17 protein-coding genes are annotated in these 26,170 nt (G+C 72.7%); 1 reads left to right on the forward strand and 16 read right to left on the reverse strand.

What is annotated here, in order from left to right; all coding sequences use genetic code 11:
• Positions 1-15 precede the first annotated feature (15 nt).
• The 5 genes from LZ017_RS05670 to LZ017_RS05690 are packed head-to-tail and all read right to left on the reverse strand — an operon-like array spanning position 16 to position 4,980.
• Positions 16-894, reverse strand: coding sequence for a phosphoribulokinase (locus tag LZ017_RS05670; RefSeq protein WP_241299139.1), 879 nt, complete (start codon positions 892-894; stop codon positions 16-18).
• A gap of 8 nt (positions 895-902) precedes the next feature.
• Positions 903-2,030 carry a class 1 fructose-bisphosphatase gene (locus tag LZ017_RS05675; protein WP_241299141.1) on the reverse strand — a complete coding sequence of 376 codons (1,128 nt, stop codon included), beginning with the start codon at positions 2,028-2,030 and terminating at the stop codon, positions 903-905.
• Positions 2,031-2,048: 18 nt separating this feature from the next.
• The gene (gene cbbX, locus LZ017_RS05680) at positions 2,049-3,020 is read right to left on the reverse strand and encodes a CbbX protein (RefSeq protein WP_374109883.1); all 972 of its coding nucleotides are present in this window, start codon (positions 3,018-3,020) and stop codon (positions 2,049-2,051) included.
• Positions 3,021-3,046: 26 nt separating this feature from the next.
• A complete protein-coding gene (locus LZ017_RS05685) occupies positions 3,047-3,463 on the reverse strand; it encodes a ribulose bisphosphate carboxylase small subunit (RefSeq protein WP_241299143.1) in 417 nt (138 codons plus the stop codon).
• A 23-nt stretch (positions 3,464-3,486) separates the two neighbouring features.
• The gene (locus LZ017_RS05690; RefSeq protein WP_241299145.1) at positions 3,487-4,980 is read right to left on the reverse strand and encodes a form I ribulose bisphosphate carboxylase large subunit; all 1,494 of its coding nucleotides are present in this window, start codon (positions 4,978-4,980) and stop codon (positions 3,487-3,489) included.
• Between the two features lie 109 nt (positions 4,981-5,089).
• On the opposite strand from LZ017_RS05690, the gene LZ017_RS05695 reads away from it, so the two are divergent.
• Positions 5,090-6,028, forward strand: coding sequence for a LysR family transcriptional regulator (locus LZ017_RS05695; RefSeq protein ID WP_241299147.1), 939 nt, complete (start codon positions 5,090-5,092; stop codon positions 6,026-6,028).
• Between the two features lie 18 nt (positions 6,029-6,046).
• Here LZ017_RS05695 and LZ017_RS05700 read toward each other — a convergent pair whose 3' ends face one another.
• The 11 genes from LZ017_RS05700 to LZ017_RS05750 form a co-directional block, all read right to left on the reverse strand.
• Complete coding sequence (locus LZ017_RS05700; RefSeq protein WP_241299149.1) at positions 6,047-7,474, reverse strand: efflux transporter outer membrane subunit; 1,428 nt, start codon at positions 7,472-7,474, stop codon at positions 6,047-6,049.
• An 11-nt stretch (positions 7,475-7,485) separates the two neighbouring features.
• Positions 7,486-10,578 carry a MexW/MexI family multidrug efflux RND transporter permease subunit gene (locus LZ017_RS05705; RefSeq protein ID WP_241299151.1) on the reverse strand — a complete coding sequence of 1,031 codons (3,093 nt, stop codon included), beginning with the start codon at positions 10,576-10,578 and terminating at the stop codon, positions 7,486-7,488.
• Positions 10,575-11,762 carry an efflux RND transporter periplasmic adaptor subunit gene (locus LZ017_RS05710; protein ID WP_374109884.1) on the reverse strand — a complete coding sequence of 396 codons (1,188 nt, stop codon included), beginning with the start codon at positions 11,760-11,762 and terminating at the stop codon, positions 10,575-10,577. The genes LZ017_RS05705 and LZ017_RS05710 overlap by 4 nt, the downstream gene beginning before the upstream one ends.
• 159 nt (positions 11,763-11,921) lie before the next feature.
• Positions 11,922-13,067 (reverse strand): cytochrome-c peroxidase, encoded by a 1,146-nt coding sequence (locus tag LZ017_RS05715; protein WP_241299154.1) that lies wholly within the window; start codon positions 13,065-13,067, stop codon positions 11,922-11,924.
• Positions 13,057-15,894, reverse strand: coding sequence for a TonB-dependent receptor (locus LZ017_RS05720; RefSeq protein WP_241299156.1), 2,838 nt, complete (start codon positions 15,892-15,894; stop codon positions 13,057-13,059). The genes LZ017_RS05715 and LZ017_RS05720 overlap by 11 nt, the downstream gene beginning before the upstream one ends.
• A gap of 93 nt (positions 15,895-15,987) precedes the next feature.
• Entirely contained in the window at positions 15,988-16,974 is a 987-nt protein-coding gene (locus tag LZ017_RS05725) for a FecR domain-containing protein (RefSeq protein WP_241299158.1), read from the reverse strand.
• A gap of 2 nt (positions 16,975-16,976) precedes the next feature.
• The gene (locus tag LZ017_RS05730) at positions 16,977-17,489 is read right to left on the reverse strand and encodes a sigma-70 family RNA polymerase sigma factor (protein ID WP_241299166.1); all 513 of its coding nucleotides are present in this window, start codon (positions 17,487-17,489) and stop codon (positions 16,977-16,979) included.
• Positions 17,490-17,769: 280 nt separating this feature from the next.
• Entirely contained in the window at positions 17,770-21,159 is a 3,390-nt protein-coding gene (locus LZ017_RS05735) for a GH36-type glycosyl hydrolase domain-containing protein (protein WP_241299168.1), read from the reverse strand.
• Positions 21,160-21,177: 18 nt separating this feature from the next.
• On the reverse strand, positions 21,178-21,921 hold the full coding sequence (locus LZ017_RS05740; protein ID WP_241299170.1) for a dienelactone hydrolase family protein: 744 nt from the start codon (positions 21,919-21,921) through the stop codon (positions 21,178-21,180).
• A complete protein-coding gene (locus LZ017_RS05745; protein WP_241299172.1) occupies positions 21,918-22,931 on the reverse strand; it encodes a sn-glycerol-3-phosphate ABC transporter ATP-binding protein UgpC in 1,014 nt (337 codons plus the stop codon). Before LZ017_RS05745 ends, LZ017_RS05740 begins: the two co-directional genes overlap by 4 nt.
• A gap of 13 nt (positions 22,932-22,944) precedes the next feature.
• Positions 22,945-26,124 carry an amylo-alpha-1,6-glucosidase gene (locus LZ017_RS05750; RefSeq protein ID WP_241299180.1) on the reverse strand — a complete coding sequence of 1,060 codons (3,180 nt, stop codon included), beginning with the start codon at positions 26,122-26,124 and terminating at the stop codon, positions 22,945-22,947.
• Positions 26,125-26,170: the final 46 nt, after the last annotated feature.

The following is a 26,170-nucleotide window of genomic DNA, read 5'->3' on the forward strand; positions in this document are numbered from 1 at the left end:
ACTCCAGGTTGGGGGTCAGGCCAGTGCGCGCCGCTTCTGGTCCATCAGGCGCAGGATCAGCGGCGTGAAGATCAGCTGCATGGCCAGCCCCATCTTTCCGCCCGGCACGACCAGGGTGTTGGGCCGCGTCATCAGGGCCCCGTGCAGCATGGACAGCAGGTAGGGGAAGTCGATGCCCTGGGGCTTGGCGAAGCGGATCACGACCATGGACTCGTCGGCGCTGGGGATGTCCTTGGCGATGAAGGGGTTGGAGGTGTCCACCGTGGGCACGCGCTGGAAGTTCACATGGGTGCGGCTGAACTGCGGGCAGATGTGGTTCACGTAGTCGGGCATGCGGCGCAGGATGGTCTCCACCACCGCCTCCTGGCTGTAGCCGCGCAGGGTCTGGTCGCGGTGCAGCTTCTGGATCCACTCGAGATTGATGATGGGCACCACGCCCACCAGCAGGTCCACATGGCGCGCGACGTCGACGCCGTCGGCGCCCACATAGCCGCCATGCAGGCCCTCGTAGAACAGCAGGTCGCTGGGCGCCATGGGCTGCCAGGGCGTGAAGCGGCCGGGCTCGCCGCCGAGTTCGCGCGCCTCGGCGGCGTCGTGGATGTAGCGGCGCACCTGGCCGCTGCCGCTGGCGCCGTAGTCGGCGAAGGTGGTGGCCAGTTCGGCGAGCAGGTTGCTCTCGGGCCCGAAGTGGCTGATGCGCGGTCCCTCGCCAGCGTCGGCGCGGCGCACGCGCTCGCGCATCTCCTGGCGGTCGAAGCGGTGGAAGGCGTCGCCTTCGACAATCTGCGCGCGCAGGCCCTCGCGGCGGAAGATGTGGGCGAAGCTCTTCATCACCGTGGTGGTGCCGGCGCCCGAGGAGCCGGTGATGGCGACGATGGGGTGGCGGGTGGACATGGGGCGGCTCAGGCGGAGGGCTGCAGGCCGAACAGCGAACGCGCGCTGAACAGCGGAGACGCGAAGGGGCGGTCCCGCCCCTCGTCGTGCTCGGCGTGGTAGCGCTCCAGGCGCAGCACCTCGGCGGCGCAGCCCAGGATCACCGGCACGCGCTGGTGCAGCGATTCGGGCTGTAGCTCCTGCAGGCGCTGCCGCCCGGTGGAGGCCAGGCCACCGGCCTGCTCGATCAGCAGCGCGGCCGGGTTGGCCTCGTACAGCAGGCGCAGGCGGCCGGGGCGCCGTGGTTCGCGGCTGTCGCGCGGATAGAGGAAGACGCCGCCGCGCATCAGGATGCGGTGCACCTCGGCCACCAGGCAGGCGATCCAGCGCATGTTGAAGTCCTGCCCGCGCTCGCCCTGACGGCCGGCCTGGCATTCGGCGACATAGCGCTGCACCGGCGGCTCCCAGAAGCGCGCGTTGCTCATGTTGATCGCGAACTCGCCGCAGGTCTCGGGAATGCGCAGCGCCGGATGGGTGAGGACGAAGTCGCCCGTGTCGCGGTCCAGCGTGAAGCCGTGCGTGCCCCGGCCCAGGCTGAGCACCAGCATGGTCGCCGGGCCGTAAATCGCATAGCCGGCGGCGACCTGGGAGCGCCCGGGCTGCAGGAAGTCCGGCTCCCGTGGCGCGGGGTCCTCGTCGTGGCGCAGCACCGAGAAGATGCTGCCCACCGAGATGTTGACGTCGGTGTTGGACGAGCCGTCCAGCGGATCGAACACCAGCAGGAAGCGGCCGCGCCGCCGGCCCGGATCGGCCGCGACGGCGATGGGGGCCTCGGCCTCCTCGCTGGCCATGCCGGCGACGCGGCCGCTGGCCTCGAGGCCGCGCACCAGGGCCTCGTGGGCCAGCAGGTCCAGCTTCTTCTGCGTCTCGCCCTGGACATTGCACTGCGCCAGCGCGCCCAGGTAGCCGCCGTCGGCGAGGCCGCATTCCGGGCCGCCCAGCGCCCCGCGCGTGGTCATCGCCGCGATGTCGCGCAGCGTCGCGGCCACCTCCAGCAGCAGCGCGCCCAGCTCGGCGGTGTCGCCGGACGCGCCGTCGGGAACGCCGGTCGGGTCGCGCAGGAATTGGGCGAGGGTGATGCGGCCAGTTGTCTGCATGCGGGTCTCCTGGGGGGCCTAGGGCGTGGGGACGTCGGGGGCGAAGAGGCGGCTGGCGCGGATGTCGCCGGCGGCGATCAGGCTCAGCGTGTCGCGGTCGAACTCGCGCTCGCGCTGCTCGAACAGGCGCGAGGCCTGGCGCAGCCGGGCGCGGTCCAGCGCGTTGCGCACGCTGCGCGCGTTGGCGAAATGGGGCTGGCGCCGGCGCAGCGCCAGGTAGTGGGCAAAGGCCTCGCGCGCGCCCGGCCCGAAGCGGTAGGCCTGCTGCGCCAGCAGGCGCTCGGCGATCAGCAGCAGTTCGTCGTCCGCATAGTCGGGAAAGCTCAGGTGGTGGGCCACGCGCGAGCTCATGCCGGGGTTGGACTGGAAGAAGCGGTCCATGCGGTCCGGGTAGCCGGCCAGGATCACGACCAGGTCGTCGCGCTGGTTCTCCATCACCTGCAGCAGGATCTCGATCGCCTCCTGGCCGTAGTCGCGCTCGTTCTCGGGGCGGTAGAGGTAGTAGGCCTCGTCGATGAAGAGCACGCCGCCCATGGCCTTCTTCAGCACCTCGCGGGTCTTGGGCGCGGTATGGCCGATGTACTGGCCCACCAGGTCGTCGCGCGTCACCGCGACCAGATGGCCCTTGCGCACATAGCCCAGGCGATGGAGGACCTGGGCCATGCGCAGCGCCACGGTGGTCTTGCCGGTGCCGGGGTTGCCGGTGAAGCACATGTGCAGGCTGGGCGGCTGCGCGGCCAGGCCCAGGCCCTGGCGCAGCCGCGCGATCACCAGCAGCGCGGCGATGTCGCGGATGCGCTGTTTGACCGGCTGCAGGCCCACCAGCTCGCGCTCCAGCTCGTCCAGCACGGCCTCGGCCTGGCTGTGCGCCAGCACCTGGGCCACGGTGCGCGGCGTTTCCGCCTCCGGGGCGGCGGCGGTCGCGTTTGCCGGGGGGGCGGGCGTCGGCGCGGGGGCCGGGCGGGCGCCGGGAATGCGGTAGTTCATCATCGGGGGCGCTCCCTGCGGCGTACCGCTCAGCGATCCGCGCCCGCGCTGACGCAGGCGTAGTGCTGCTGGCGGCCCGGCCCCTCCTGGCGCGCCAGCCGGAAGCCGGGCTCGTGTGCGGGCCGCTGGACGATGAAGCTCATCGCGATGGACTCGACGCCGCGCGTGGCGTCGAAGGCCTGCAGCCGGATGTAGTGCGTGGGAAAGGTCTTGCGACAGTCCGCCAGCTCCAGCATCACGCCGGCGGCGTCGCGCAGGTCGAACATGGGCATGCCGAACATCTCCCAGTAGGTGTTGCGCGGATGCGGGTCGTCGGTGGTCTCCAGGCTCCAGGCATAGCCTTGGCGCAGGCCGTACTCGACCTGCCGCGCGATCTCGGCGTCGCTCAGGTCGGGCAGGAAGCTGAACTGACCCTGGGTCAGCCGGCCGGTGGGGTTGTTCATCATCGCGGGGCTCCTTGGCATGGCGCTCAGGCGCCGAGGGATGGCGTGGCGACGTAGTCGCTGGTGTCGGTGGAGGCGTAGTTGAAGGCCACGTCCTTCCAGGTCTCCAGCGCCTGCTGCAGCGGGCGGCAGAAGCGCGCGGCCTCGTGCAGGATCTGCGGGCCCTCGGCGGTGAGGTCGCGGCCCTCGTTGCGCGCCTTGACCATGGCCTCCAGCGCCACGCGGTTGGCCACCGCGCCGGCCTGGATGCCGGCCGGGTGGCCGATGGTGCCGCCGCCGAACTGCAGCACCACGTCGTCGCCGAAGAGCTGCAGCAGCTGGTGCATCTGGCCGGCGTGGATGCCGCCCGAAGCCACCGGCATCACCTTGCGCAGGTCGGCCCAGTCCTGGTCGAAGAAGAGTCCGCGCGTGAGGTCGCGCCGCGTGTAGGCGTCGCGGCAGACCTGGTAGTAGCCCTGGACCGTCAGCGGATCGCCCTCCAGCTTGCCCACCGCGGTGCCGGCATGCAGGTGGTCGCAGCCGGCCAGGCGCAGCCACTTCGCGACCACGCGGAAGCTCACGCCATGGTTCTTCTGCCGCGTGTAGGTGCCATGGCCGGCACGGTGCATGTGCAGAATCATGTCGTGGCGGCGGCACCAGTTCGCCATGCTCTGGATCGCGGTCCAGCCCACGACCAGGTCCACCATCAGCACCACCGAGCCCAGCTGTTTGGCGAACTCGGCGCGCTCGTACATCTCCTCCATGGTCGCGGCGGTCACGTTCAGGTAGCTGCCCTTGACCTCGCCGGTGGCGGCGCTGGCCTTGTGGACGCCGTCCATCACATAGAGAAAGCGGTCGCGCCAGTGCATGAAGGGCTGGGAGTTGATGTTCTCGTCGTCCTTCATGAAGTCCAGGCCGCCCTTGAGGCCCTCGTAGATCACGCGGCCGTAGTTGCGCCCCGACAGGCCCAGCTTGGGCTTGGTGGTGGCGCCCAGCAGCGGGCGGCCGAACTTGTCCAGGCGTTCGCGCTCGACGATGAGCCCGGTGGGCGGGCCCTTGAAGGTCTTCACATAGGCGACCGGGATGCGGATGTCCTCCAGCCGGCAGGCCTTCAGCGGCTTGAAGCTGAAGACATTGCCGATCAGGCTGGCCGTCATGTTGGCGATGGAGCCTTCCTCGAACAGGATCAGGTCGTAGGCCACCCAGGCGAAATACTGGCCCGGATTGCCGGGCACCGGCTCCACGCGGTAGGCCTTGGCGCGGTAGCTGTCGCAGGCGGTCAGCCGGTCGGTCCAGACCACGGTCCAGGTCGCGGTGCTGGACTCGCCGGCCACCGCGGCGGCGGCCTCCACCGGGTCCACGCCGTCTTGCGGCGTGATGCGGAACAGGCACAGCACGTCGCTGTCGCGCGGCGGGTAGTCCGGCGCCCAGTAGCCCATCTGGCGGTACTTCAGCACGCCGGCGGCATAGCGCTGGCGGGCGTCGGTCACCGGGCCGGGCTGGCCGTCCTGCAGCGGCAGGGGCTCGGCGGGCTTGTTCATCGTGCGTGCTCCATCGGGTGGCGATGGAGCCACTCTAGGGAGCAAGACAGCTCAGGAAAAGTCAAATATTCTTCGCTTCCAATTCAGCAATTCCTTAACTGAGGCGCCGATGAACCTGAGCTTTCGCCAGCTGCGCGTGTTCACCGAGGTCGCCCGCCTGGGCAGCGTGCAGCGCGCCGCCGAGACCCTGCACCTGACGCCGCCGGCGGTGTCCATGCAGATCAAGGAGCTGGAGTCCCAGGTCGGGCTGGCGCTGTTCGACCGCAGCCGGCGCCGCCTCTCGCTGTCCACCGCGGGGGAGTACTTCCTGGTCTACGCGCGCCGCCTGCTCGCCACGCTGAAGGAGGCCGACGACGCGATGGCGCGCTTCAAGCGCGTGGAGTCGGGGCTGCTGACCGTGGGCATGGTCAGCTCGGCCAAATATTTCCTGCCGCCGCTGCTGGCGCGCTTCCATGCCGAGCATCCGGCCATCGAGCTGCGCCTGAAGCTGGGCAACCGCGAGCAGCTCGCCGCGCTGATGGAGGCCAACGAGCTGGACCTCACCGTGATGGGCCGCCCGCCGCAGGCGCTGGCGACGCGGGCCGAGCCATTCGCGATGCATCCGCATGGGCTGATCACCGCGCCCGAGCACCCTTTCGCGCAGATGGAAAGCGTGCCCGCCGCGGCACTCGCGCGCGAGCCCTTCATCGTGCGCGAGGACGGCTCGGGCACGCGCGCCGCGTTGATGCAGTACCTGGAGCACCACCGGCTGCAGCCGGTGTTCGTGATGGAAATGGACTCCACCGAGGCGATCAAGCAGGCGGTGATGGCCGGCCTGGGCGTCAGCCTGGTCTCACTGCACACCATAGGCCTGGAGATGCGCCACGGGCTGCTGGCCGCGCCCGCCGTCGAAGGACTGCCGCTGATGCGGCGCTGGCATGTGGTGCACCTGGCCGCCAAGCTGCTGTCGCCGGCGGCCGAGGCGCTGCGCTACTTCATCCTGGAACGCGGCGAGGCCCATCTGGCGGCGATGTTCGCCGCCGCCGACGGCGCGCGGGGCGCGCGCTGAAGGCCGCGGGCCGGGGTCTCAGCCGGCCGCCTCGTCCGGCTGCCAGCCGCCGCCCAGCGCCTTGTACAGCGCGACCAGGCCGGTGTAGGCCGCGGTTTCCGCCTCGGCCAGCGCGTCCTGCGCGCGCAGCAGGCTGCGCTGCGCGTCCAGCAGCTCCAGGTAGGGGGCCACGCCTTCGCGGTGGCGCGCCTGGGCCAGCTCGGCGGCGCGCCGGCTCTGCTCGGCGGCCTGCAACAGGCTGCGCATGCGCTGCTGGTTCTGGCCGTGCTGGCTCAGCGCGTTCTCCACCTCTTCGACCGCCAGCAGCACCGCCTGCTCGTACTGCGCCTGCGCGCCGTCGACACGCGCCTGCGCGGCGCGCAGCCGGGCACGCGCCGAGCCGCTGGGCAGCGCGGCCCAGCGCGCGCCGGTGTCCACGCTGAAGGCGCGGCTGGCCGCACTGCCCAGGTCCGCGCCGCGCAGCGCGACAAAGCCCAGGAAGCCGCCCAGATCCAGGCGCGGATAGAGGTCCGCGCGCGCCGCGCCAGCCTCGGCGCCGCGCGCCGCCAGCGCGCGTTCGGCGGCGTGCACGTCGGGCCGGCGGCGCAGCAGCTCGCCCAGCTCGCCGATGGGCAGGCGCTTGTCCAGCGGCTGCAGCGTGCGCGGCTGCAGCAGCGGGGCCAGCTCCGCCGGACGCAGCCCGGCGAGCACCGCGACGCGGTGCGCGGCGAGGCGGCGCGCGTTCTCCAGCCGCGGCTGCTCGGCCTCGGCGCTGGCCAGCGCGGCGCGCGCGCTGGCCAGGTCGCCGGGCAGCGCGCGGCCGGTCTGCACCTGCGACTGCACCACGTCCAGGCTGCTCTGCAGGGCCTGCAGCGTGCGCTTCAGCAGGGCGAGCCGCTGTTCGGCGCCGCGCATTTCGTAGTAGTGGCGCGCCAGTTCGGCGACCGCGACGACGCGCACCTGGGCCAGCTCGGCGGCCTGAGCCTGGGCGCGCGCATCGGCGGCGGCCTCCAGCCGGGCCAGTCGGCCGAAGAGGTCGATCTCCCAGCGCACGTCGAAGCCGGCACGGCTGCTGGTCGACAGGCTGCGCGCCTCGGCCGGCGCGCCGTTGCCCTGGGCGATGCCGCGCGTGCGGCTGGCGCTCAGGTCCAGCGTGGGCAGGCGGTCCAGCGCCGCGCCGGTCTGCGCCGCGCGCGCCTCGGCCAGCCGGGCGTGGGCCAGGCGGATGTCGTGGTTGGCGGCCAGCGTGCGTTCGACCAGCGCGTCCAGCTGCGGATCCTCCAGCTGGCGCCACCAGTCGCGCTGCACGGCGTCACTGGCGAAGAGCTGCTGCTCGGGCGCCGCGATCGCCACCGGCGCGACCGCTGGTGCCAGGTGTTGCGGGCCGCTCGCGCAGGCGCTCAGCAGGCCCGCCAGCAGGGCCAGCGCGAGGCCTGCGCGCGCGGCCGGGGTCTTGTCCGTGTTCATGGGCATCTCCTTCATGCCGCCTCCCCGGGGCCGGCCAGGGCCTGGTCCAGCTCGCGGGCGCGCGCCGAGTTGCCGGCGGCGCGGTGGTCGCGCGCCAGCAGCGTGTACATGGTCGGCAGCACGAAGAGCGTGAACAGCGTGCCCACCAGCATGCCCACGACGATCACCAGGCCGATGCTGTAGCGGCTGTTGGCCCCGGCCCCGCTGGCGAACAGCAGCGGCACCAGGCCCACCACCATGGCCGCGGTGGTCATCAGGATGGGGCGCAGGCGGATGCGCGCGGCCTCCTCGATCGCGCCACGGCGGTCCAGCTGGTGGCTCAGCTGGATCTCGTTGGCGAACTCCACCATCAGGATGCCGTGCTTGCTGATCAGCCCGATCAGCGTCACCAGCCCGATCTGGGTGTAGATGTTCAGCGTGGCATAGCCCAGCGCCAGCGGGATCAGCGCGCCGCACAGCGACATGGGCACGCTGACCAGGATGATCAGCGGATCGCGCAGGCTTTCGTACTGCGCCGCCAGCACGAGGTAGATCACGACGATCGCGAACGCAAACGCGAATACCAGCGCCGAACCCTCCTGTGCGTACTGGCGCGCGTCGGACTGCCAGTCGAAGCTGAAGCCCACCGGCAGCTGAGTGGCCTGCTGGCTGAGGAAGTCCACCGCGTCGCCCATGCTGACGCCGGGCATGGGGATGGCCTGGAAGGTGGCCGCGTTGAGCTGGTTGAACTGGGTCAGCTTGTTGGGCTCCACGCCCATGCTCAGCTGCACCAGGTTGGACAGCGGCACCGGCTGGCCGCTGGCGCTCTTCACGTGGTAGCGGCCCAGCGACTCGGGGGTCAGGCGTTGCTCGCGCGGCGCCTGCGAGATCACGTCGTAGGAGCGCCCGTCCAGGCTGAAGCGGTTGAGGTAGTTCTCGCCCACCAGCACCTCCAGCGTGTCGCCGATGGCGCGCATGCTCACGCCCAGGCTGTTGGCCTTGGCGCGGTCCACGCGGATGCTGACGACCGGGTTGTTGTAGTCCAGGTCGCTGTCCACCACCATGAACTTGCCGCTCTCGCGCGCGGCGGTCTTGAGCCGCTCCATCGCCTCGTACACCACGCGGTGGTCGGCCGCGCTGCGGATCACCATCTGCACCGGCAGGCCGCCGGTGGAGCCCGGCAGCGGCGGCAGCTGGAAGGCGAAGACCTGGCTGCCCTCCACCTCGTTCATGCGCGCCTGGATGTCGGCCTGCACCTCGGGCTCGCTGCGCTTGCGCTGGCCCCAGTCGGACAGCATCAGCCCGCCGATGCTGCTGGAGACGCCGTCCACGCCGTTGATCAGCCAGCGGCCGGTGCCCTCGGGTACCTGCGCCAGCACCGTGTCCCACTTGCGACCGAAGGTCTCGACGTAGTCGATGTTGGCATGCTGCGGCGATTTGATCGCGGTCAGCACGTTGGCCTGGTCCTCGGCCGGCGCCAGCTCGCGCTGCGCGGCGTTGTAGAGCAGCGGCAGGCTGGCCATCACCGCCAGCGCCACGCCCGCCGTCACCCAGCGGTGGTGCAGCGACAGGTCCAGCACCCGGCCGTAGATCACCGACAGGCGGTGGAACAGCGCCTCCGAAAAGCGCTCCATCGGGCCCTCGCTGATGCGCGGCTTCAGCAGGTAGGAGCTCATCACCGGCGACAGCGTCAGCGCGATCACGCCCGAGACCACCACCGATCCGGCCAGCGTGAACGCGAACTCCTTGAACAGCGAACCGGTGAGCCCGCCCATCAGGCCGATGGGCGCGTACACCGCCGCCAGCGTCAGCGTCATCGCGATCACCGGGCCGGCCACCTCGCGGGCGCCGATCAGGGCCGCCTGCACCGGGCTCAGCCCTTCTTCGATGTGGCGGTGCACGTTCTCGACGACGACGATGGCGTCGTCCACCACCAGGCCGATCGCCAGCACCATGGCCAGCAGCGTGAGCAGGTTGATGCTGAAGCCGAACACCAGCATCAGCGCCGCCGCGCCCAGCATGGACAGCGGGATGGTGACCACCGGCACCAGCACCGCGCGCAGCGAGCCCAGGCACAGGAAGATCACCAGCACCACGATCACGATGGCCTCCACCAGGGTGTGCTGCACCTCGTCGATGGAGGACTGGATGAAGCGCGCCAGCTCGAAGGGCAGCTGCGCCTTGACGCCCGGCGGCAGGTTGCGTTCGATGGTGGGCAGCAGCTCGCGGGCGCGCTTCACGATGGTCAGCGGGTTGCCGTTGGGCGCGGCATGCAGGCCGAAGTACACCGCGGGCTCACCGTCCATGGTGGCGCTAATGTCGCTGGACGCGGCGCCCAGCTCCACCGTCGCGACGTCGCCCAGGCGCACCAGCGTCGAGCCCTGGCGCTTGACCACCAGGTCGCGGAACTCGGCCACGCTGTTGAGGTCGGTGTTGACCTTGATGTTGGCCACCACGTAGAGCCCCTTGGCCTGGCCCGGCGCCGCCTGCACGTTGTTCTGGCGCAGCGCGTCGGCCACCTCGCCGGCCGACAGGCCCTGCGCGGCCAGCCGGTTGGCGTCCAGCCACACGCGCATCGCCAGCGTCTGCCCGCCGCTCATCTCCACGCTGGCGACGCCGTCGATGGAGGCCAGCTTGGGCTGCACCACGCGCGAGAGGTAGTCGCTCAGCGCCGGCACGCTCATCGTCGTGCTGGAGAAGCCCAGATAGGCCACCGCCGTGCCCTCGCCGGAGGACTTCAGCACCACCGGGTCATAGGCCTGGCGCGGCAGCTTGTACTTGACCTGGTTGACCTTGGCCATGGTCTCGGTCAGGGCCTTGTCGGCGTCGGCATTGAGCTTCATGCGCACCGAGATCACGCTGCGGCCCTGCGTGGACGAGGAGTTCAGGTAGTCCACGTTCTCGATCGTGGCCACCGCCTCGGCCAGTGGCTGCGTCACGAAGCCCTGCATCAGCTCCGGCGCCGCGCCGGGGTACTGGGTGGTGATGGTGATGGTGGCGCTCTCGGTCTGCGGGTACTGGCGCACCGGCAGGCTGAAGAAGGCGCGCAGGCCCAGCAGCAGGATCAGCGCGCTGACCACCAGCGCCAGCACGGGCCGGCGCACGAAGAGGTCGGTGAATTTCATGGCTGGCCCTTCCCGGCTTCGGGCTGCGCGCCCTGCGGCGCCGAGGCCGCGGCCGCTGCGGGAGTCTTGGGCGCCAGCGTGTCCTGGGCGCTGATCTCCACCGCCGCGCCGTTGTACAGGCGCAGCTGGCCCGAGGTCACGACGCGCTCGCCGGCCTTCAGCCCCTGGGTCACGACGACGCGGCCCTGGTCGCGCTCGCCGGTCTTCACCTGCACCTGGCGCACGCTGAGCCCGCCGCCCTTGGCGCCGGACTCCACCACGTAGACCGAATCGCCATAGGCGTTGTAGGTCACGGCGGTTTCGGGGACGCTCAGCACGTCGGGGCGCGGCGCCAGCGCGACCGCGGCATTGACGTACATGCCGGGCACCAGCAGGCCGTCCGGGTTCTTCAGCGTGGCCTGCAGGCGCACGGTGCGCGTGGCCGGGTCCACCTGCGGCTCTATGGTGCTGAGCGTGGCGACGAAGTCGCGGCCCGGATAGGCGTCCACGCGCAGGCGCACGCGCTGCTCGCGGCGCAGCACGGCATAGGCCGATTCCGGCAGCGTCAGGTTGGCATGCATGACGCGGCCGTCGGTCAGGGAGACCAGCGCGTCGCCGGCGCGCACGAACTGGCCCAGGTGGACCTGGCGTATGCCCAGCACGCCGTCGAAGGGCGCGGCGATGCGCTTCTGCGCAATCAGCGCGCGCACCCGCTGCAGCTCGCCCTGCACCTGGTCATGGGCGCTCTGCGCCTGGTCCATCTGCTCCTGAGTGGCGGCCTGCTGCGGCAGCAGGCGGCGCGTGCGCTCCAGCGCCGCCTTGGTCTGCACCGCCTGGGCCTGCAGCCGTGCCAGCTCGCCCTGCTCGGGCGCGTCGTTGAGCTGCACCAGCAGCTGACCGGCGCGCACCCGCTCGCCGGGCGAGAACAGGATCTGCGCCACCCGGCCATCGCTCTCGGCCGGCACGCTGACCTGGCGTGCCGCCTCCAGCGTGCCGATGCCGGTGAGCTGCTGGGCCTGCGTTGCCTGCAGCACCGCGGCCACCGCCACCTTGGTCGGCGGACTGGTCCAGGCCGGCGCGGCCTGCGCGCGACCCTTGGTCAGCATCCAGCCGCCGCCGGCCGCGGCCAGCCCCACGATCAATGCGCCGCCCAGCAGCCATGGTTTCGTCGATCTTGTCACCCGGGACTCCCACTCTCTGTTCATCAATGAAGCCCCGCGGATTGTTCAGAGGGCGGCGTAACAGGGCTAGAACAAAATCGCTTTGGCCCCCTGTGTGAAGGTCTATCGCGCGCTGTACGCACCAATTGCGCTTGTTTGAGAACTAACGAGCCAGGAAGCGCCCGTTTGAGGGTGCGCCGGGGCTCACAGCGTCTTCAGGAAGGCCTCCAGGTCCTGCACGTCCTGCGGGCTGAGCTTGAGCGGCTGGATCAGCGGCGAGGGCGGCGGCAGCGGCGGCTCGCGCTTGGGCGGCTGGACCATGCCGACGTTGTACATGTCGATCACATTGCGCAGCGTGGCCAGCAGGCCCTGGTGCATGTAGGGCGCGGTGCGCGCGATGCCGCGCAGCGTGGGCGTGCGCATGCTGCCCAGGTCCTCGGCCTTGCCGGTGACGGCCTGGCGGCCCAGGTCCTGGCGCGGCCGGCCGAGCAGGCTGATGCCGATCTGGTGGAACTCATGCTGGGTGAACTGCGGGCCGCTGTGGCAGTTCATGCAGCGGCCCTGGGTGCGGAACAGGTGCAGCCCGCGCAGCTCCTGCTCGTTGAGCGCCTGGGGCTGGCCTTCGATGAAGTCGTCGAAGCGGCTGCGCGGCGCGGCGATGCCGCGCTGGAAGGCGGCCAGCGCCTGGCCCAGGCGCTGCACGGTGATGGCCTCGTCGCCGAAGACGCGGGCGAAGCGCGCCGGGTACTCGGTCTCCTGCGCCAGGCGGCGCTGCAGCGTGGGCAGGTCCATGGCCATCTCGACCGGGTTCTGCAACGGCAGCAGGGCCTGGCTTTCCAGGTCGGCCGCGCGGCCGTCCCACATCAGCGCCGGCACCAGGCCCACGCCCAGCAGATGCGGCGTGTGGCGCGGCCCGGCCTGGCCGTCGTGGCCCACCGCGACCCGGCGTCCGTCGCCAAAGCCCAGGTGCGGCGCATGGCAGCTGGCGCAGCTGATGTCGCGCGCACGGGAGAGGCGCGGGTCGAAGAAGAGCTGCTCGCCCAGCCGGCTCAGCGCCGGCGGCGCCTCGGGCGAGGCGGGCCGCGGCCCCAGCTCCTGCCAGCGCACGCCGGCGTCCACGCTGGGCGCGGGCCAGCGGGCCACCGGCTCGCGGTAGACGCGCGCGGCGCATTCGGGCCGCTCGCGCAGGCCCTGTGGCGTGGCCAGCGCGCGGCGGCAGTCGGCCAGCGCGTCGGCGCCGCCGCGCGCGTCGGCCTGGGCGGATCCGGCCGTGGGAAGCACGGCCGCGGCCGCCATCAGGCCGGCGGCGAGCGAGCGGCCCAGGAGGTGGCGCAGGCGCTCAGAACTCATAGCCCACCTGCAGCGAGGCGCTGCGCCCCTTTTCGTACGTCATGGTGTCTCCCGCGCCGGTGATCACGTTGCGCCGGTTGGTCAGGTTCTCGACGCTCAGCGTCACGAAGGGCCGATGGCGGCCGAAGCGCGGCTGCCAGCTCAGGCTCATGTCCCAGGCGAAGCTGGGCTTGAAGTCGGTCTCGGCATAGATGGTCGCCAGGCCGCCGTCGAAGGGCTCGCTCTTGTTGGTGCTGGCGACCTTGCGGTAGCCGCCCTGCCAGCGCGCGAACTGGTAGAGGCTCAGGTGGGCAGCCGGCCATTCGGTGGAAAGGCTGGCGCGCGCGGTCCAGGGGCGGTTGTAGTTGTCCGCCGGCTTGTCGGACAGGCGGATGAACTGGCCCTTGTACTTGATCCAGGGATCGCTGCCGTCCGCGGGCAACAGGGCTTCGTAGTCGGCATGGTTGCTGCGCTGTTGCGAGCGGCTCAGGCTGAGGTTCCAGCGGTGGTAGCCGCCGGCCCAGGCCAGCGCGCGCGCGCCGTTGAGTTCCACGCTCCAGTTGTCGGCACTGCCGCGACCCTGGTTGGTGTAGACATAGGGGCCGACGCCGGCGTACTGGCCGCTGCTGTCCTTGGGCCGCGTGCGCGTGAGCTGGTCGCGCGACTCGCGGTGCACCCACTTCAGCGCCAGGCTCCAGTCGCGCGCCTGGTAGGCGGCGCCCAGCATGCGCTCGTCGTCATAGGGGCTGCGCAGGTCCTCCAGCCGGTTCTGCGGCTTCTCGCGCGCGCCGTCGTGCCACAGCAGGTCCTTGCCGCGGCTTTGCGCGTACTGCAGGGTCTGGCGCTTCTCGCGCAGCGCCGCGTTGAAGAAGCTGCGCCCGTAATAGCGGTTCAGGCCGAACTGCAGCTGCAGGGGCCAGGCCTCCAGCGGCGTCCAGCTGCCGGCCAGGCGCGGCGCCAGCGTCGGCCGGCTGGCCAGTTCGTCGCGGTCGGCGCGCAGCCCCAGGCGCAGGCTCAGGCCTTGCCAGCGCGCCTGGTCTTCCACCCAGGCGCCAAACTGCGCGGCGGTCAGCGCCAGGCGGCCGGCCTGGAAGACGTCGCGCTTGGCGAAGTACTGGCCCTGGCCGGGGTTGGCCAGCGTGGGTGCGAGCGAGCAGGCCTCGGTGTCGACCACGCCGTTGGCATCCGTGCAGTTGCGCGTCAGCGCGCGGTTGTTGGCGCCATAGCTGTAGTGGTCGCGCAGGCGCTCGTAGTGGGCCTCGCGCTGCCTCAGGCTCAGGCCCCAGCTCAGCCGGTGCTCGGCGCCGGCCAGCGGCAGCGCGCGCTGCAGGCGGCTGTCCAGCGAATAGGCCAGCGTGCGCTGCACCGTGTCGACGTCGCCCCAGGAGCCCTCCGCGCTGCCCTTGGTGGGGTCGCCCCAGTTCTTGTCGGCCGACCAGTACCAGAACTTGAAGTAGGGCAAGGCGGAGCGGCGCGAATTCTCCATGCGCTGGTAGCTCAGTTCGTGGCGCAGCTGCTGGCCCGCCCAGTCATGGGCCAGGCCGCCGGAGAGGGACTCGCCGCCGCCGCGCACGGTGAAGTCGGTGCCGCGCCCGTTCTGCAGGAAGTATTGGTCGCGCATCGGTTCGTGGCGCAGCGTCGCCCAGGCATGCAGGTCGCGGCGGGGGCGCCAGTCCAGCTTGACCAGCCCGTCAGTCTTGCGCCGCGTCTGGTCCTGCTCGGCCAGCGAGGGGTCGGCGGGGGTTTGCGAGGCCGCATAGCCGCGCAGCGGGATCAGCGAGCGCGTCTGCGTCAGGTAGGCCGTGATGCCCAGCGTGTCGCTCGGCCGGCCCTGCAGGGTGGCGCGCAGCGTCTGCTTGCTCCAGCGCGGCTGCCGGGCCGCCGAGGTGGAGTTGCGCAGGTCTTCCTCTTCCTGCGGGTCGACGAAGAGGGTGCTCCATTCGCTGCGCGCCAGGCTGTAGCTGACGCGGCCGCTCAGGCTGCGGCGCGCCTCGCAGAGCTCGGCGCGGACCACGCCGCCCTGGAACTCGCCATAGCGCGCCGAGACATTGCTGTCGTGCACCTCGACGCTGCACAACAGGTCCTTGTCCACCGGCATGCCCTGGGAGGTGCCCGGCACATCGGCGACGGCGGCGGCGTTGCTGGCCACCGGATCCAGGTCGTTGTTCAGCGAGACGCCGTCGAGCAGGAAGAGGTTCTGGTAGTACTTGGCGCCGTTGATGGAGATGTCCGCCGCGGCGATCTCGCCCTGGGTCAGCGCGGACAGCTGGGCGTTGTCGAATTGCAGCTGCGGATGCAGCTTCAGCACGCTGGTGACATCGCCGTTGACGGCCGGGAAGCGGCGCAGCGTGCGTTCGCCGATGTGGCTGACGCCGCCATGCTCATCCAGCGCGCCGGCGCGGGTGCGCACCAGCGGCAGCACGGGCAGCGGCGTGGATGGGGCGGCCGCGCCTGGCGCCTGTGCGCCCGTCGCGGCGGACGGCGGGCGTCGGCGCAGCGTGTAGCTGCCGTCGCTCAGCGCCACCAGTTCCAATTCGCTGCCGGCCAGCAGCAGCTCGGCGGCCATGCGGGCCGACAGCGAACCGCTCAGCGCCGGGCTGCGCAGCCCCTCGGCCAGCGCCGGTTCGAAACTCAGGCCCAGTCCGGATTGCGCGGCGAACAGCGCCAGCGAACGGCCCAGCGGCCCGGCCGGGATCTCGTAATGCCGCGCGGCGACGCTGTCCAGCGTCGGCCGGTCGGGCGCCGCACCGCTGCTGCCGCAGGACGCGGCGATGGCCAGGACGAGCAGGGTCTTGCGCAGGGCGGGCTGGCGTCGGGCTGGCCGGGAAGCAGGGAGGAACAGGGACATGTCGGTGTGACGCGGAGGTGGCGATACCTCCTTGCCCGCCGAGCCCGAAAAAAGAATCAGTCTTGTGGGCGCGTCGGTGCGATCTGCGATCACTCAGCGCGCGACCAGCGTGACCCAGAGCCCGCGGGCGCGCAGCCTGGCTTCCAGCGGGTGGGTGGAGACCAGCATGACCAGCACGCGCTCGGGGTCGTCGATGGGGAAGGCGCCGCTGATGCGCAGCCCCGCCACCGCCGCATCGCAGCGCAGCAGGCCGGGCCGGTAGCGCGACAGCTCGGCCAGCAGCGCGTCCAGGCGCAGGTTGTCGGCCACCAGCATGCCGCCGGTCCAGGCCAGCGCGGTCGGGTCCAGCGGCACCGCGTCCTCCACCGCGCCGGCGTCGAAATGCGCCTGCTGGCCGGCGCGCAGCACGCGCGCCGCCGTCGCCGGGCCGTGCCGCGGTTGCACGCGCACCGCGCCGTCCAGCACGGACAGCAGCGCGCGCCCGGGGTCCAGCAGGCGCAGCGCGAAGCGCGTGCCCAGCGCCTCCAGCTCGCCCAGGGCGGTCGCCAGCACGAAGGGGCGCGGCGGCGTCCGCGCATCGCGCGCCGTCTGCACCAGCAGCTCGCCGCGGCGCAGCCGGACCTGGCGGCGGTGGGCGTCGAAGCGCAGGTCCAGCGCCGTGTCGGTGTTCAGCGTCAGCCGCGAACCATCGGCCAGCCGCAGCTCGCGCCGCTCGCCCACCGCGCTGCGGTGCTCGGCGGTCCAGGCCTGGGTCTGGACCAGCTGCCAGCCCAGCGCGCCCGCCGGCAGCAGCGTCAGCGCGCCGGCCAGCTTGAGCAGCGCCCCGCGCCGCCCGCCGCCGCGCGGGCGCAGCAGCGCGGGCTTGGCCAGGGCGGGCGGCAGCGAGCCCAGCTTGTCCAGCAGGCGCTCGGCGCGGGCCCAGGCACGCGCGTGTTCCGGGCTTTGCTGCCGCCAGCGCTGGAAGGCGGCGCGATCCGCGTCGCTGGCCTGGCCGCTCTGCAGTTGCACCAGCCAGTCGGCCGCCTGCTCGAGGATGGCCGGGTCCAGGCGCACGCCGTCCGCCGCTTGCGTGTCGCGCATCGTCAGTCCATCAAGTTCAGGCAGGCCAGGAAGGCCTGCTTCATGTAGCGCTTCACCGTGACCTCGGCCACGCCCAGCCGGCGCGCGATGTCCGCGTAGCGCAGGCCGTCCAGCTGGGCGAGCAGGAAGGCTTCGCGCACCGGGCCGGGCAGGCCGTCCAGCAGCGCGTCGATTTCCTGCAGGGTCTGCAGGATCTGCAGGCGCTGCTCCGGCGCCGGCGCGCAGGCCTCGGGCAGCGCCGCCAGCGCCTCCAGGTAGGCGCGCTCCAGCGCCTGGCGCTGGAACCAGTTGACCAGCAGCCCCCTGGCCACCGTGTTCAGGTAGGCACGCGGCTCGCGCAGGCTGGCCGGCGGCGTGCGCGCCGCCAGCAACCGCGCGAAGGTCTCCTGCGCCAGATCGGCCGCGTCCGCCGAACTACCCAGGCGGCGCCGCAGCCAGCCGTACAGCCAGCCATGGTGGTGGACATACAGCTCGTGCAGGGCTTGGGGATCCAGGGAGGAATCGGCGGCGGACACGCGGGGCGGGCGGTGCCTCGTGCCCCGCCTTGCAAATAGGAATTGTTCGCATTCTAACGATTGCTCACGTCCTGTGCGCCGTCGCCGGGCGACCGGCAGTCCGAGGGGGCGGTCCTCGATCCTGGCTCAGCCCGCCCCTGCGGGGCAGGGTCGGGCCTTCGCCAGGCGTTGGACAGTCCGAGGGGGCGGTCCTCGGTCCTGGCCCAGCCCGCCCCTGCGGGACAGGGTCGGGCCTTCGCCAGGCGTCGGACAGGCCGCAGGGCCTGTCCTCGGTCCTGGCTCAGCCCAGTCGCACTTCCCAGTGCAGGGTCTGGCCCGGGGCCGGCCGGGGCAGGGCCACCGCGCCCAGGCGGTAGCGGTGGCGCAGGCGCTCGAAGGCCAGCGGGCCCTGGGCATCGCGCACCTCGTTGACGCCATGGCCGCGCGGGCCCACGCGGTAGTGCAGCGCCAGGTCCAGGCCGCCCAGTGTCAGCCGCACGCGCAGACCGTCCAGCGAAGCGGGCATCACCGGGTCCAGCACCAGCGCGTCGCGCTCCAGGCGCAGTCCCAGCAGCCCGGAGATCACCAGCCCCAGCGCGATGCCGGGGCCGCTGGAATAGACGCGCCAGCCGCCGTCCAGCAGCACGCGGCCCTCCAGCACCTCGGCATAGCGCTGCTGCGCCTCGTAGCGGTCGGGGAAGGCGGCGTCGGAGCTGGAGTAGTAGCAGTTGGCCTGGCGCCGGCTGGCGCAGGCCAGCCGATCGGGCAGCGCCACCGGATGGGCCTGGGCGAGCGCCTCGAAGAAGGCCTCGGCGCGGCCCAGGTGGGCCAGCATCTGCGCATAGCGCAGGTGGGCGTGCATGTACATCACGCCGATCTCGCGGCCGAAGAAGCTGCTCGTCTCGGCGCGCTGGAACAGCCGCGTCGGGCCGCCGCGGTAGGGCAGCGGCGCGTCGAACAGCCGCGCGCCGTCCGGCCCCTTCAGATGGCGCTCGATCAGCGCCGCCTGGGTGTCGGCCTGCTCGGGGCTGAGCAGGTTCTCCAGCACCGCATGCATCATGGGCAGCAGGCTGTAGCGCAGGCCGGTCAGGGTGTCGCGCGGGTGCAGCCACAGCTGCTCGGCGCCGTCCTCGGCGCGGTGCAGATAGCCGGCCACCACGTCGTCGCGCACCAGGTGGGCCTGGAAGGCGGCGTTCACTTCGGCGGCCTCGGCCTGCAGCTGGCGCGCTTCTTCCTCGCGGCCCAGCCCGGCCAGCGCCTCGGCCAGGCGCAGCAGCATCTGGTGATGCAGGGTCACGGTCCAGGCGCTGCACAGGCGCTCGCGCAGCGCCGGGTCGGCGGGCTGCAGCGAGTCATTCCAGTCGCCATGCCAGTAGGCGGCCAGCCGCGTGCCGGGCACGCAGCGCGCGCGGATCAGCGCCAGCGCGCGCTCCACATGGGTCCAGACCGTGGCCGGCGCGTCGTCGTGGAAGGGCAGCGCCTGGTCCAGCAGCCCGGCGTCGCCGCTGGCGATCAGGTACTGCGCCAGGGCCAGCAGCGGCCAGAAGACGATGTCGCCATGCGAGTCGCCGGCGCGGATGGCGCGCTCGCGCTCGAAGAACATGAACCACTGCGGCCAGTCGCCGCTGGCATCCTGGGCCGAGAACACGCGGCACAGCAGGTCGCGTACCGGTTCGGTCCGGCCCAGCGCCAGCAGCATCTCCAGCGGGCCCTGGCAGACATCGCGCGTGCCCCAGCCGCCGCCGGAGTACTGCTCCAGCCCGCGCGGCGACAGGTAGTGCACCAGCGCGTTGTGGCGGTACCAGGGCAGGATGTCCGCCAGCTGCGCCAGGCGCTGGCCGTCCGCGCCGGGGGGCGGCTGCCAGCTCGGCAGCGTCAGGCTGTCGAGCTCGTCCAGCCCCGTCGCCTGCGCGGGCGGCGCCGCGTCCAGCAGCTCGCCGCGCAGCTGCAGCGCCAGCTCCTGCACGCGCTCGAAGTCCAGGCACAGCAGCGGTTCGCCGCGGCTGCGCCCGTCGGGATAGAGCCGCCCATCGTCGCCCGCCTGCGCCTGGCCGCCCTGCGGCAGCACGAGGCGGAAGGCGCCGTCGGGGAAGCGCCGCGCCAGCTCGCTGCCGGGCGGCGGCGCGAGGCGCAGGCTGCCGTCGGGCTGCCATTGCAGCGGCACCGGCGCGGGCTGGCTGCCATCGTCGCCGCCCAGCGCCAGATGCAAGGTGGCGCGCAGCCGCGCCACCGGGCCGGCGAGCACGCGCACGCGCAGATCCATCCGCTCGGGCGCGTCGGGCGCCTCGGCGCGGACCTCGATCAGCCCGCCCGCGTGGGCGTAGAGCCAGCGGCAGGACTGCGGGCGCATCTCGAAGGCCGAGGGCAGGCCCAGCAGCTGCCATTCGCCGCCGGGCGCCTGCATGAACAGGCGCAGGCCCTGCGAGCGGAACAGCCCCAGCAGGCTGTGCTGCGCGGAGAGCAGGCGGTTGAAGCTGACATGGCCCTGGGTCAGCATGGAGTGGAAGACGCCGCCCATCCAGCAGGTGCTGGTCAGCGCCCGCTCGTCGGGCACCAGGTGGGCGCCGCTGCGCAGCAGGTGGCCGTGCGGGCGCTGCACGCGCAGCTCCTTGGCGCGCAGCACCACGTGGGCATCCTCGGCGTGGAAGAAGGACAGCAGCCGGCCCGGCTGCCCCTGGCCGTCGCGCGCCTCGCGCTCCTCATGGCGGCGCGGACCGGGAAAGAATTGTTCGATCTCGTCCGGTTGCAGCTCGCGCGTGGCCAGCAGCGGCGCGGTCGCGAACAGGCTGGCGGATTCGCGCGCCGGGCGCGGCGCGGGGGTGCCGTCGGCGGGGCCGGCCGCCAGCGTCGCGACGGCCTGCGGCAGCGCGAGCAGGGCGGCGAGTCGCTCCAGGTCGGTGGCGTCGCTGGCCTGCGGATGGTGGGCTTCCAGGTGCAGCACGAAGCCGGTGCGGCCCTGGGCGCCGGCGGCCAGCACCAGGTCCTGATCCTCCAGCGCGGCCATCGCATGCTCGTGCTGCAGCCGCCGGCCGGGCAGGCCTTCCAGCAGCGCGGCGGGCAGCAGCCCTTCGTGCGCGGCATGGCCGAAGACCTGGGCCGCGTCGGTGGCCCAGCGCACGCAGCGGCGCAGCGAACCGGCGAGCAGCCAGGGGTGACGGCCGCGCTGGGCCTGGTTCTGGCGCACCGCCAGCAGCACGCCGTGGCGCTCGTGCGTCAGCGGCTGCAGGTCCAGGTAGTGGCTGACGTAGTACTCGTTGAGGCGCAGCGCGCCATAGTCGGCCAGCCCCAGGTCCTGCAGCAGCAGCAGGTTCAGCGTGCAGGGCGTGCCGCCCTCGTTGCGCGCGCTCAGGTGCCAGAAGGCGGTGGTCTGCTCCGGCACCAGGCGCAGCTCCAGCGTCAGGGCCAGGTCTTGCCAGCGGCCGCGCATCGCGAAGCTGTCGCCGTCCTGGCTGCCGACGCAAGGCGCCAGCGGCGAGCCGGGGCCCAGCAGCGGCGCGAGCTGCACGCGGCCCTGCGCGTCGCGGCGGCGCAGCCACAGGTTGGCGGGACCGCCTTCCAGCTCGTTGCCGGGAAAGAGGTTGACCATCAGGCCGGGCGCCAGCAGCCGGCGCAGCGCGCCATGCGTCAGCAGCTCGGCCTGCAGGCCCTGGGGACGGCCCAGGAGGATGGGATGGGGGATGGGAGAACTCATGCTCGAACGGGCTGGGGGTCAGCGCCGCACCTGGGCCAGCAGCCAGGGCAGCAGTTGGGGATCTTGGTAGGCGGGGGTCCAGGCGTCGTGGCCCACGCCGGGAAAGACGGTCAGCGTGGCCTGCCCGCCGGCCGCGCGCAGCGCGTCCACGCAGGCCTGCTGGCGCGCCAGCGGCACGACGGTGTCGCGATCGCCGTGGTAGGCGCGCACCGGCACCTCGCGCATCGCCGCGACGGCGCGCGGATTGCCATAGCCGCAGACCGGCGCGATGGCGGCAAGGTCCTGCGGATGGGCGCAGGCCCAGTCCCAGACGCCGTGGCCGCCCAGGCTGAGCCCGGTGGCGCTGACGCGGTCGGGGTCCACGCGCAGCCGGCTCTTCAAGGCCTCCAGCAGCGCATGCAGCCGTGCCGGCGCCCAGCGCGCGCCCTCTTCCAGCTGCGGGCTGGCGAGGATGCAGGGCAGCTGGGCGCCGCCCTCGTCGGCCAGGCGCGGCGGGCCGTAGACCTTGACGCGCTGTAGATCCTCGCCGCGCTCGCCCGAGCCGTGCAGGAAGACCAGCAGCGGCCAGGGCTCGCGCCGCTGCGCGTAGCCGGGCGGCAGCCACAGCCAGAGCCGGGCGAAGCCCGCCGCGCCATCCAGGCGCCAGGCGCTCTGCCGGCCTTCGGCCAGGCCATCCGGGATGGACGAGCCGGTGGCGCAGCCGGCGCCGCTGAGGACGGCCGAGGTGGCGGCCAGGGTTTGCAACAGATGTCGGCGGTTCATGGTTCCAGGCGGCGGCCCTGGGCATCGAAATGCAGGGCCTGTTCGGGGTCGAAGTCCAGCGCCACGCGCTCGCCGCCACGCAGCGGCGTGTCGGCGGGCGCGCGCGCCACCAGCAGCGCGCCATCGTCGGTGCGCACATGGGCGTAGGCCACGTCGCCCAGATGTTCCAGCAGCTGCAGCTCGCCCGCCAGACGTCCCCCCTCGGCCGAGGGGCGCAGCCGCAGCTGCTCCGGGCGCAGGCCCAGCTCGTGCGACGCGGCGCCGGGCAGGGCCTGGCGGCTGGGCAGGAGGTTGATGCGCGGCGAGCCGAGGAACTCGGCGACGAAGCGGTTGGCCGGCTGGCGGTAGAGCGTCAGCGGCGCGCCGACCTGCTCGATGCGGCCCTTGTTGAACACGACGATGCGGTCGGCCAGGGTCATGGCCTCGGCCTGATCGTGGGTGACGTAGAGCACCGTGCTGCCCAGCTGGGCATGCAGCCGCGCCATCTCCACGCGCATCTGGCCGCGCAGCGCGGCGTCCAGGTTGGACAGCGGTTCGTCGAACAGGAAGATGCCCGGCCGGCGCACGATGGCCCGGCCGATGGCCACGCGCTGGCGCTGCCCGCCGGAGAGCTGGGCCGGCAGGCGCTGCAGCAGCGGCGTGAGCTGCAGCGCCTCGGCCGCCTCGGCCACCGCACGCTCCACCTCGGCGCGCGGCGTGCCCGCCAGCTTGAGCCCGAAGGACATGTTCTGCGCCACCGTCATGTGCGGATACAGCGCATAGCTCTGGAACACCATGGCCAGGCCGCGCGCGGCCGGGTCCACCTCGTTCATGCGCCGATCGTCGATGCGCAGCTCGCCCTCGCTGATGCTCTCCAGCCCCGCGATGCAGCGCAGCAGCGTGCTCTTGCCGCAGCCCGAGGGGCCGACGAAGACGACGAACTCGCCGTGCGCCACGTCCAGGTCGATGCCGTGCAGCACCGGGGTGCTGCCATAGTGTTTGCGCAGTCCGCGCAGGCTCAGGGAGGCCATGGTTCAGACCCTCTCAGGGCTCCAGTTCAATGCTCGAAAGACCGGGCGGCAGCACCAGCTCGCGGCCGTCCCAGGCCAGCGCGCGGCCCGCGTGGACGGCGCGCGGCAGTGCCCCCTCGCCGGGCCAGGCCAGGCGCAGCGCGCCGGGCAGGCGCTCGGGGCGATGCGCCACCGCCAGGGTCCAGCCGCCGCCGGGGCGGCGCGTCAGGCTGTAGTCCAGCCGGCCATAGGCGGTGGACAGGCCGGCCACGCGCAGGTCGCCGGCCTCGCGCCAGGCCGGCAGAACGCCGGCGCCCAGCACCAGGTCCTGGCGCGGCTCGTCCTCGTAGGCCAGCAGGTCCAGCGCGGCGCGCAGATAGTCCGACGAGACCCAGGCATGCGGCATGTCGCCCAGGAAGCGCGGCTCGCGCGGGTCGGGCAGCACCACCTCGGCCCACTGGTTCCAGCCCGCCGGGCGCTGGTCGCGGAAGAAGAAGTCCAGCAGCCGGTGCGCGCGCTCGGGCTGGCCCAGGCGCAGCAGCGCGCTGACGTTGCGCAGCTCGTAGGGCGTGTAGTCCTTCCAGGCCAGGCGGCCCTCGGCGCGCGCCAGGGCCTGGACCCAGTAGCGCTCGAAAGTGCCCTGCAGCAGCGGCGCGGCCAGCCGGTCCTGCATCTGGGCCGGATTCAGCGCCATGGTGGTGGAGCTGGCGTCGAAGTCGCCGCGGTCGGCGGCACCGGCGATGTGGTCCAGCCGATAGTGGCCCGCCGTCATCGCGATGGAGGCGGACAGCTCGCGCGCGAACTCGTCGCGCCAGCCGGCCCAGCGCCGCGCCAGCGCGGGCTGGCCCAGCGCCTGCGCGATCTGCACCGCGTCCTGGTAGCCGCGCAGGGCCCAGAAATCGTCCCAGTAGGCGTAGGCGGGCTTGTCGGCATAGCCTTCATGGCTGATGGACGGCGGCATCAGGCCGAAGAAGCGCAGCCGCTCGGGCGTCCGGTTGGCCGCGCCGCGCTCGCTCTGGCGCAGCGCCTCCATCCAGGCCAGCACGCGCTGCACCTGGGGCCAGTGGCGCTCCAGCAGCGCGCGATCCTGCGTGTGGCGCCACAGCTCGGCCACCGCGTACAGGTACTGGCCGTGGCTGTCGTTCTCGGTGACCGGGTCGGCGCCGCGCTGGTCCACGCAGCAGGGCACCTTGCCGGACTCGAAGATGTAGCCGGCGAACCAGTCGACGAACTCGCGCGCGGCCTGCTGCTCGCCCATGCGCAGCAGCCCGGCCACCATCATCGCGCCGTCGCGCACCCAGGAGCGCGCATAGGAGCGCGTGCCCGGGCGCAGCGCCGGCCCCTCGCGCGACATCAGGATCTGCGCCAGCGCGCTGCGCATGTTGCGCTCCAGCGCCCGGCCCGGCGGCGGCAGTTCGATGCGCACGCGGCCCAGGCGCTGCTGCCAGCGCGCCGCGGATTGCTCGAAGCGCTGCGCCAGGGCCTGCGCCGACAGTGTGCCGGCTCCCGGCTCGGGCGGCGCGGCCTCGGGTGGCGCGTCCGGCGCCGGGGCCTCATCCACGGCCCGCGACGACGCGCGGCGCGGCTTGGCGCTGTCGCTGGGCGCGGCGGGGCCGCTGCGTTCGCTGACCCAGCCGATCTCGCGCTGCTCGCCGGGGCCCAGGTCCAGGTCGAAGCGCAGCAGCGCCGATGCGCTGCCCTGCGGGTCGCTGAACACCAGGCCCGGCTCCAGCGCCAGGCCCTGGCGCACCGAGGCCAGGCCCAGCCCGCCGTCCAGACCGGTGGCGGTGATGCGCTGCGGCGTGCTGCTGAAGCGCAGCTGCCAGGCCGGCGCGCCGCCCTCGCCCGCCTGCACCCGCAGGCGGCCGTCCTGCCAGCGCAGGCTGCGCAGCGCGGTGATGCCGCCCGGCGTGGAGAGGAACTGCTGCGGCGGATTGACCTGCCAGGGGCGCAGCAGCAGCAGCAGGCTGAGGCGCTGCGGCCGCGGGCCCGGGTTGCTGACCGTGTAGCGGGCGAGCAGGCGCGGCGCGCGCGCCGGGCCGTCGGCCGTGGCTTCGACGCGCAGCCCGGCGGCCTCGTGCTGCCATTGCACCGAGGGCAGCGGCAGCGCGTCCTCGCGCAGGCCATGCTGCATCTGCACCTGGGCCCAGCCCAGGCTGCGGCCGTCGGCCAGCAGCAGCAGCGGTTCGATGGAGGGGCCGCCGCGGTCCAGTTCGATCGCGCCGTCCTCGCTGATCAGGCCGGCATGCTGGGCGCCGCCGTCCACGCCGACCACGGTCCAGTAGTTCTGCTCGCCGACGAAGGCGCGCGGCATCTCGCCGCGCGGCAGGCCGCGTGCCAGTTCGGACAGCATGGCGTTGCGGTCCGGCCATTGCGCCGCGTCGCGCAGCGCCACGCGGGGCGCGGCCTGGCCGCGCGGATAGCGCAGGCGCAGCCAGCGCCATTCCTGCTCGGGCAGGTAGAGCGCATCGCTGCCGCCGTCGCTGCCCTGCACCTCGCGCAGCAGGGTCCAGCGCTGGCCGTCCTGCGAGGCCTCCAGCCGGTAGTCCAGGCCACGCGCCATCTGCGGCCATTGCAGCCACAGGCCGTTGAACTCGCGCGGCCGGCCATGGTCCAGCACGGTCTGGCCGGGGCTGTCGCTGCGCTGCGGCGCCGGCCACGCGGCCGGCGCGGCAAGGCGCGGCTGCAGCTTCAGCGCCGCCACGCACAGCTGCCCGCGCCCGCCGCCCTGCTGGCCGGCGACCACGGTGAACTCCAGGAAGCGCGTGCTGCGCAGCTGGCGGTCCGGCGTTGGCCCCCAGGCAAAGCTGACATGGCGGCGCTTGAAGGCCAGCTCCGTCAGCGTGCGCGGCAGCGCCAGCGCCGGGCGGTTCACCCACCAGACGTTGTCGCCGCTGGCGTCCACCAGCTTGAGCTGCAGGTCGTTGCCATCGCCACGGCCGCGCAGCCGCGCCTGCAGCACGAAGTCCTCGGGCCAGTCCATCGCCAGCTCGCGGCGCATCACCGCATAGCCGGAGACGCCGGCGAAGTCGTAGTTCAGGCACAGGCTGCCGTCGCGCTCGCGCGCCAGGCTGGCGCGCACCTGGTCCGAGGCCGAGGCCGTCCAGCGGCCCGCGTCTTTCATGTCGTCCAGCAGGCGCGGCGCCTGCGCCAGCGCCGCCAGCGGCGCGAGCAGGCCGGCGACGCAGCCCCACAGCGTGGCACGCAGTCTCATTCGGTCATCCATGGCAGAGGCGTCGCCGCGGGGCGCGCTGGGTCGA

This window comes from Pelomonas sp. CA6 (genome assembly GCF_022549225.1).
Lineage (GTDB): Bacteria > Pseudomonadota > Gammaproteobacteria > Burkholderiales > Burkholderiaceae_C > Roseateles.

Excerpts from the sequence above, each read along its gene's own strand:
- LZ017_RS05670 (WP_241299139.1), bottom strand. The coding sequence starts at position 894 with ATGTCCACCCGCCACCCCATCGTCGCCATCACCGGCTCCTCGGGCGCC.
- LZ017_RS05675 (WP_241299141.1), bottom strand. The coding sequence starts at position 2,030 with ATGCAGACAACTGGCCGCATCACCCTCGCCCAATTCCTGCGCGACCCG.
- cbbX (WP_374109883.1), bottom strand. The coding sequence starts at position 3,020 with ATGATGAACTACCGCATTCCCGGCGCCCGCCCGGCCCCCGCGCCGACG.
- LZ017_RS05685 (WP_241299143.1), bottom strand. The coding sequence starts at position 3,463 with ATGATGAACAACCCCACCGGCCGGCTGACCCAGGGTCAGTTCAGCTTC.
- LZ017_RS05690 (WP_241299145.1), bottom strand. The coding sequence starts at position 4,980 with ATGAACAAGCCCGCCGAGCCCCTGCCGCTGCAGGACGGCCAGCCCGGC.
- LZ017_RS05695 (WP_241299147.1), top strand. The coding sequence starts at position 5,090 with ATGAACCTGAGCTTTCGCCAGCTGCGCGTGTTCACCGAGGTCGCCCGC.
- LZ017_RS05700 (WP_241299149.1), bottom strand. The coding sequence starts at position 7,474 with ATGAACACGGACAAGACCCCGGCCGCGCGCGCAGGCCTCGCGCTGGCC.
- LZ017_RS05705 (WP_241299151.1), bottom strand. The coding sequence starts at position 10,578 with ATGAAATTCACCGACCTCTTCGTGCGCCGGCCCGTGCTGGCGCTGGTG.
- LZ017_RS05710 (WP_374109884.1), bottom strand. The coding sequence starts at position 11,762 with ATGAACAGAGAGTGGGAGTCCCGGGTGACAAGATCGACGAAACCATGG.
- LZ017_RS05715 (WP_241299154.1), bottom strand. The coding sequence starts at position 13,067 with ATGAGTTCTGAGCGCCTGCGCCACCTCCTGGGCCGCTCGCTCGCCGCC.
- LZ017_RS05720 (WP_241299156.1), bottom strand. The coding sequence starts at position 15,894 with ATGTCCCTGTTCCTCCCTGCTTCCCGGCCAGCCCGACGCCAGCCCGCC.
- LZ017_RS05725 (WP_241299158.1), bottom strand. The coding sequence starts at position 16,974 with ATGCGCGACACGCAAGCGGCGGACGGCGTGCGCCTGGACCCGGCCATC.
- LZ017_RS05735 (WP_241299168.1), bottom strand. The coding sequence starts at position 21,159 with ATGAGTTCTCCCATCCCCCATCCCATCCTCCTGGGCCGTCCCCAGGGC.
- LZ017_RS05740 (WP_241299170.1), bottom strand. The coding sequence starts at position 21,921 with ATGAACCGCCGACATCTGTTGCAAACCCTGGCCGCCACCTCGGCCGTC.
- LZ017_RS05745 (WP_241299172.1), bottom strand. The coding sequence starts at position 22,931 with ATGGCCTCCCTGAGCCTGCGCGGACTGCGCAAACACTATGGCAGCACC.
- LZ017_RS05750 (WP_241299180.1), bottom strand. The coding sequence starts at position 26,124 with ATGAGACTGCGTGCCACGCTGTGGGGCTGCGTCGCCGGCCTGCTCGCG.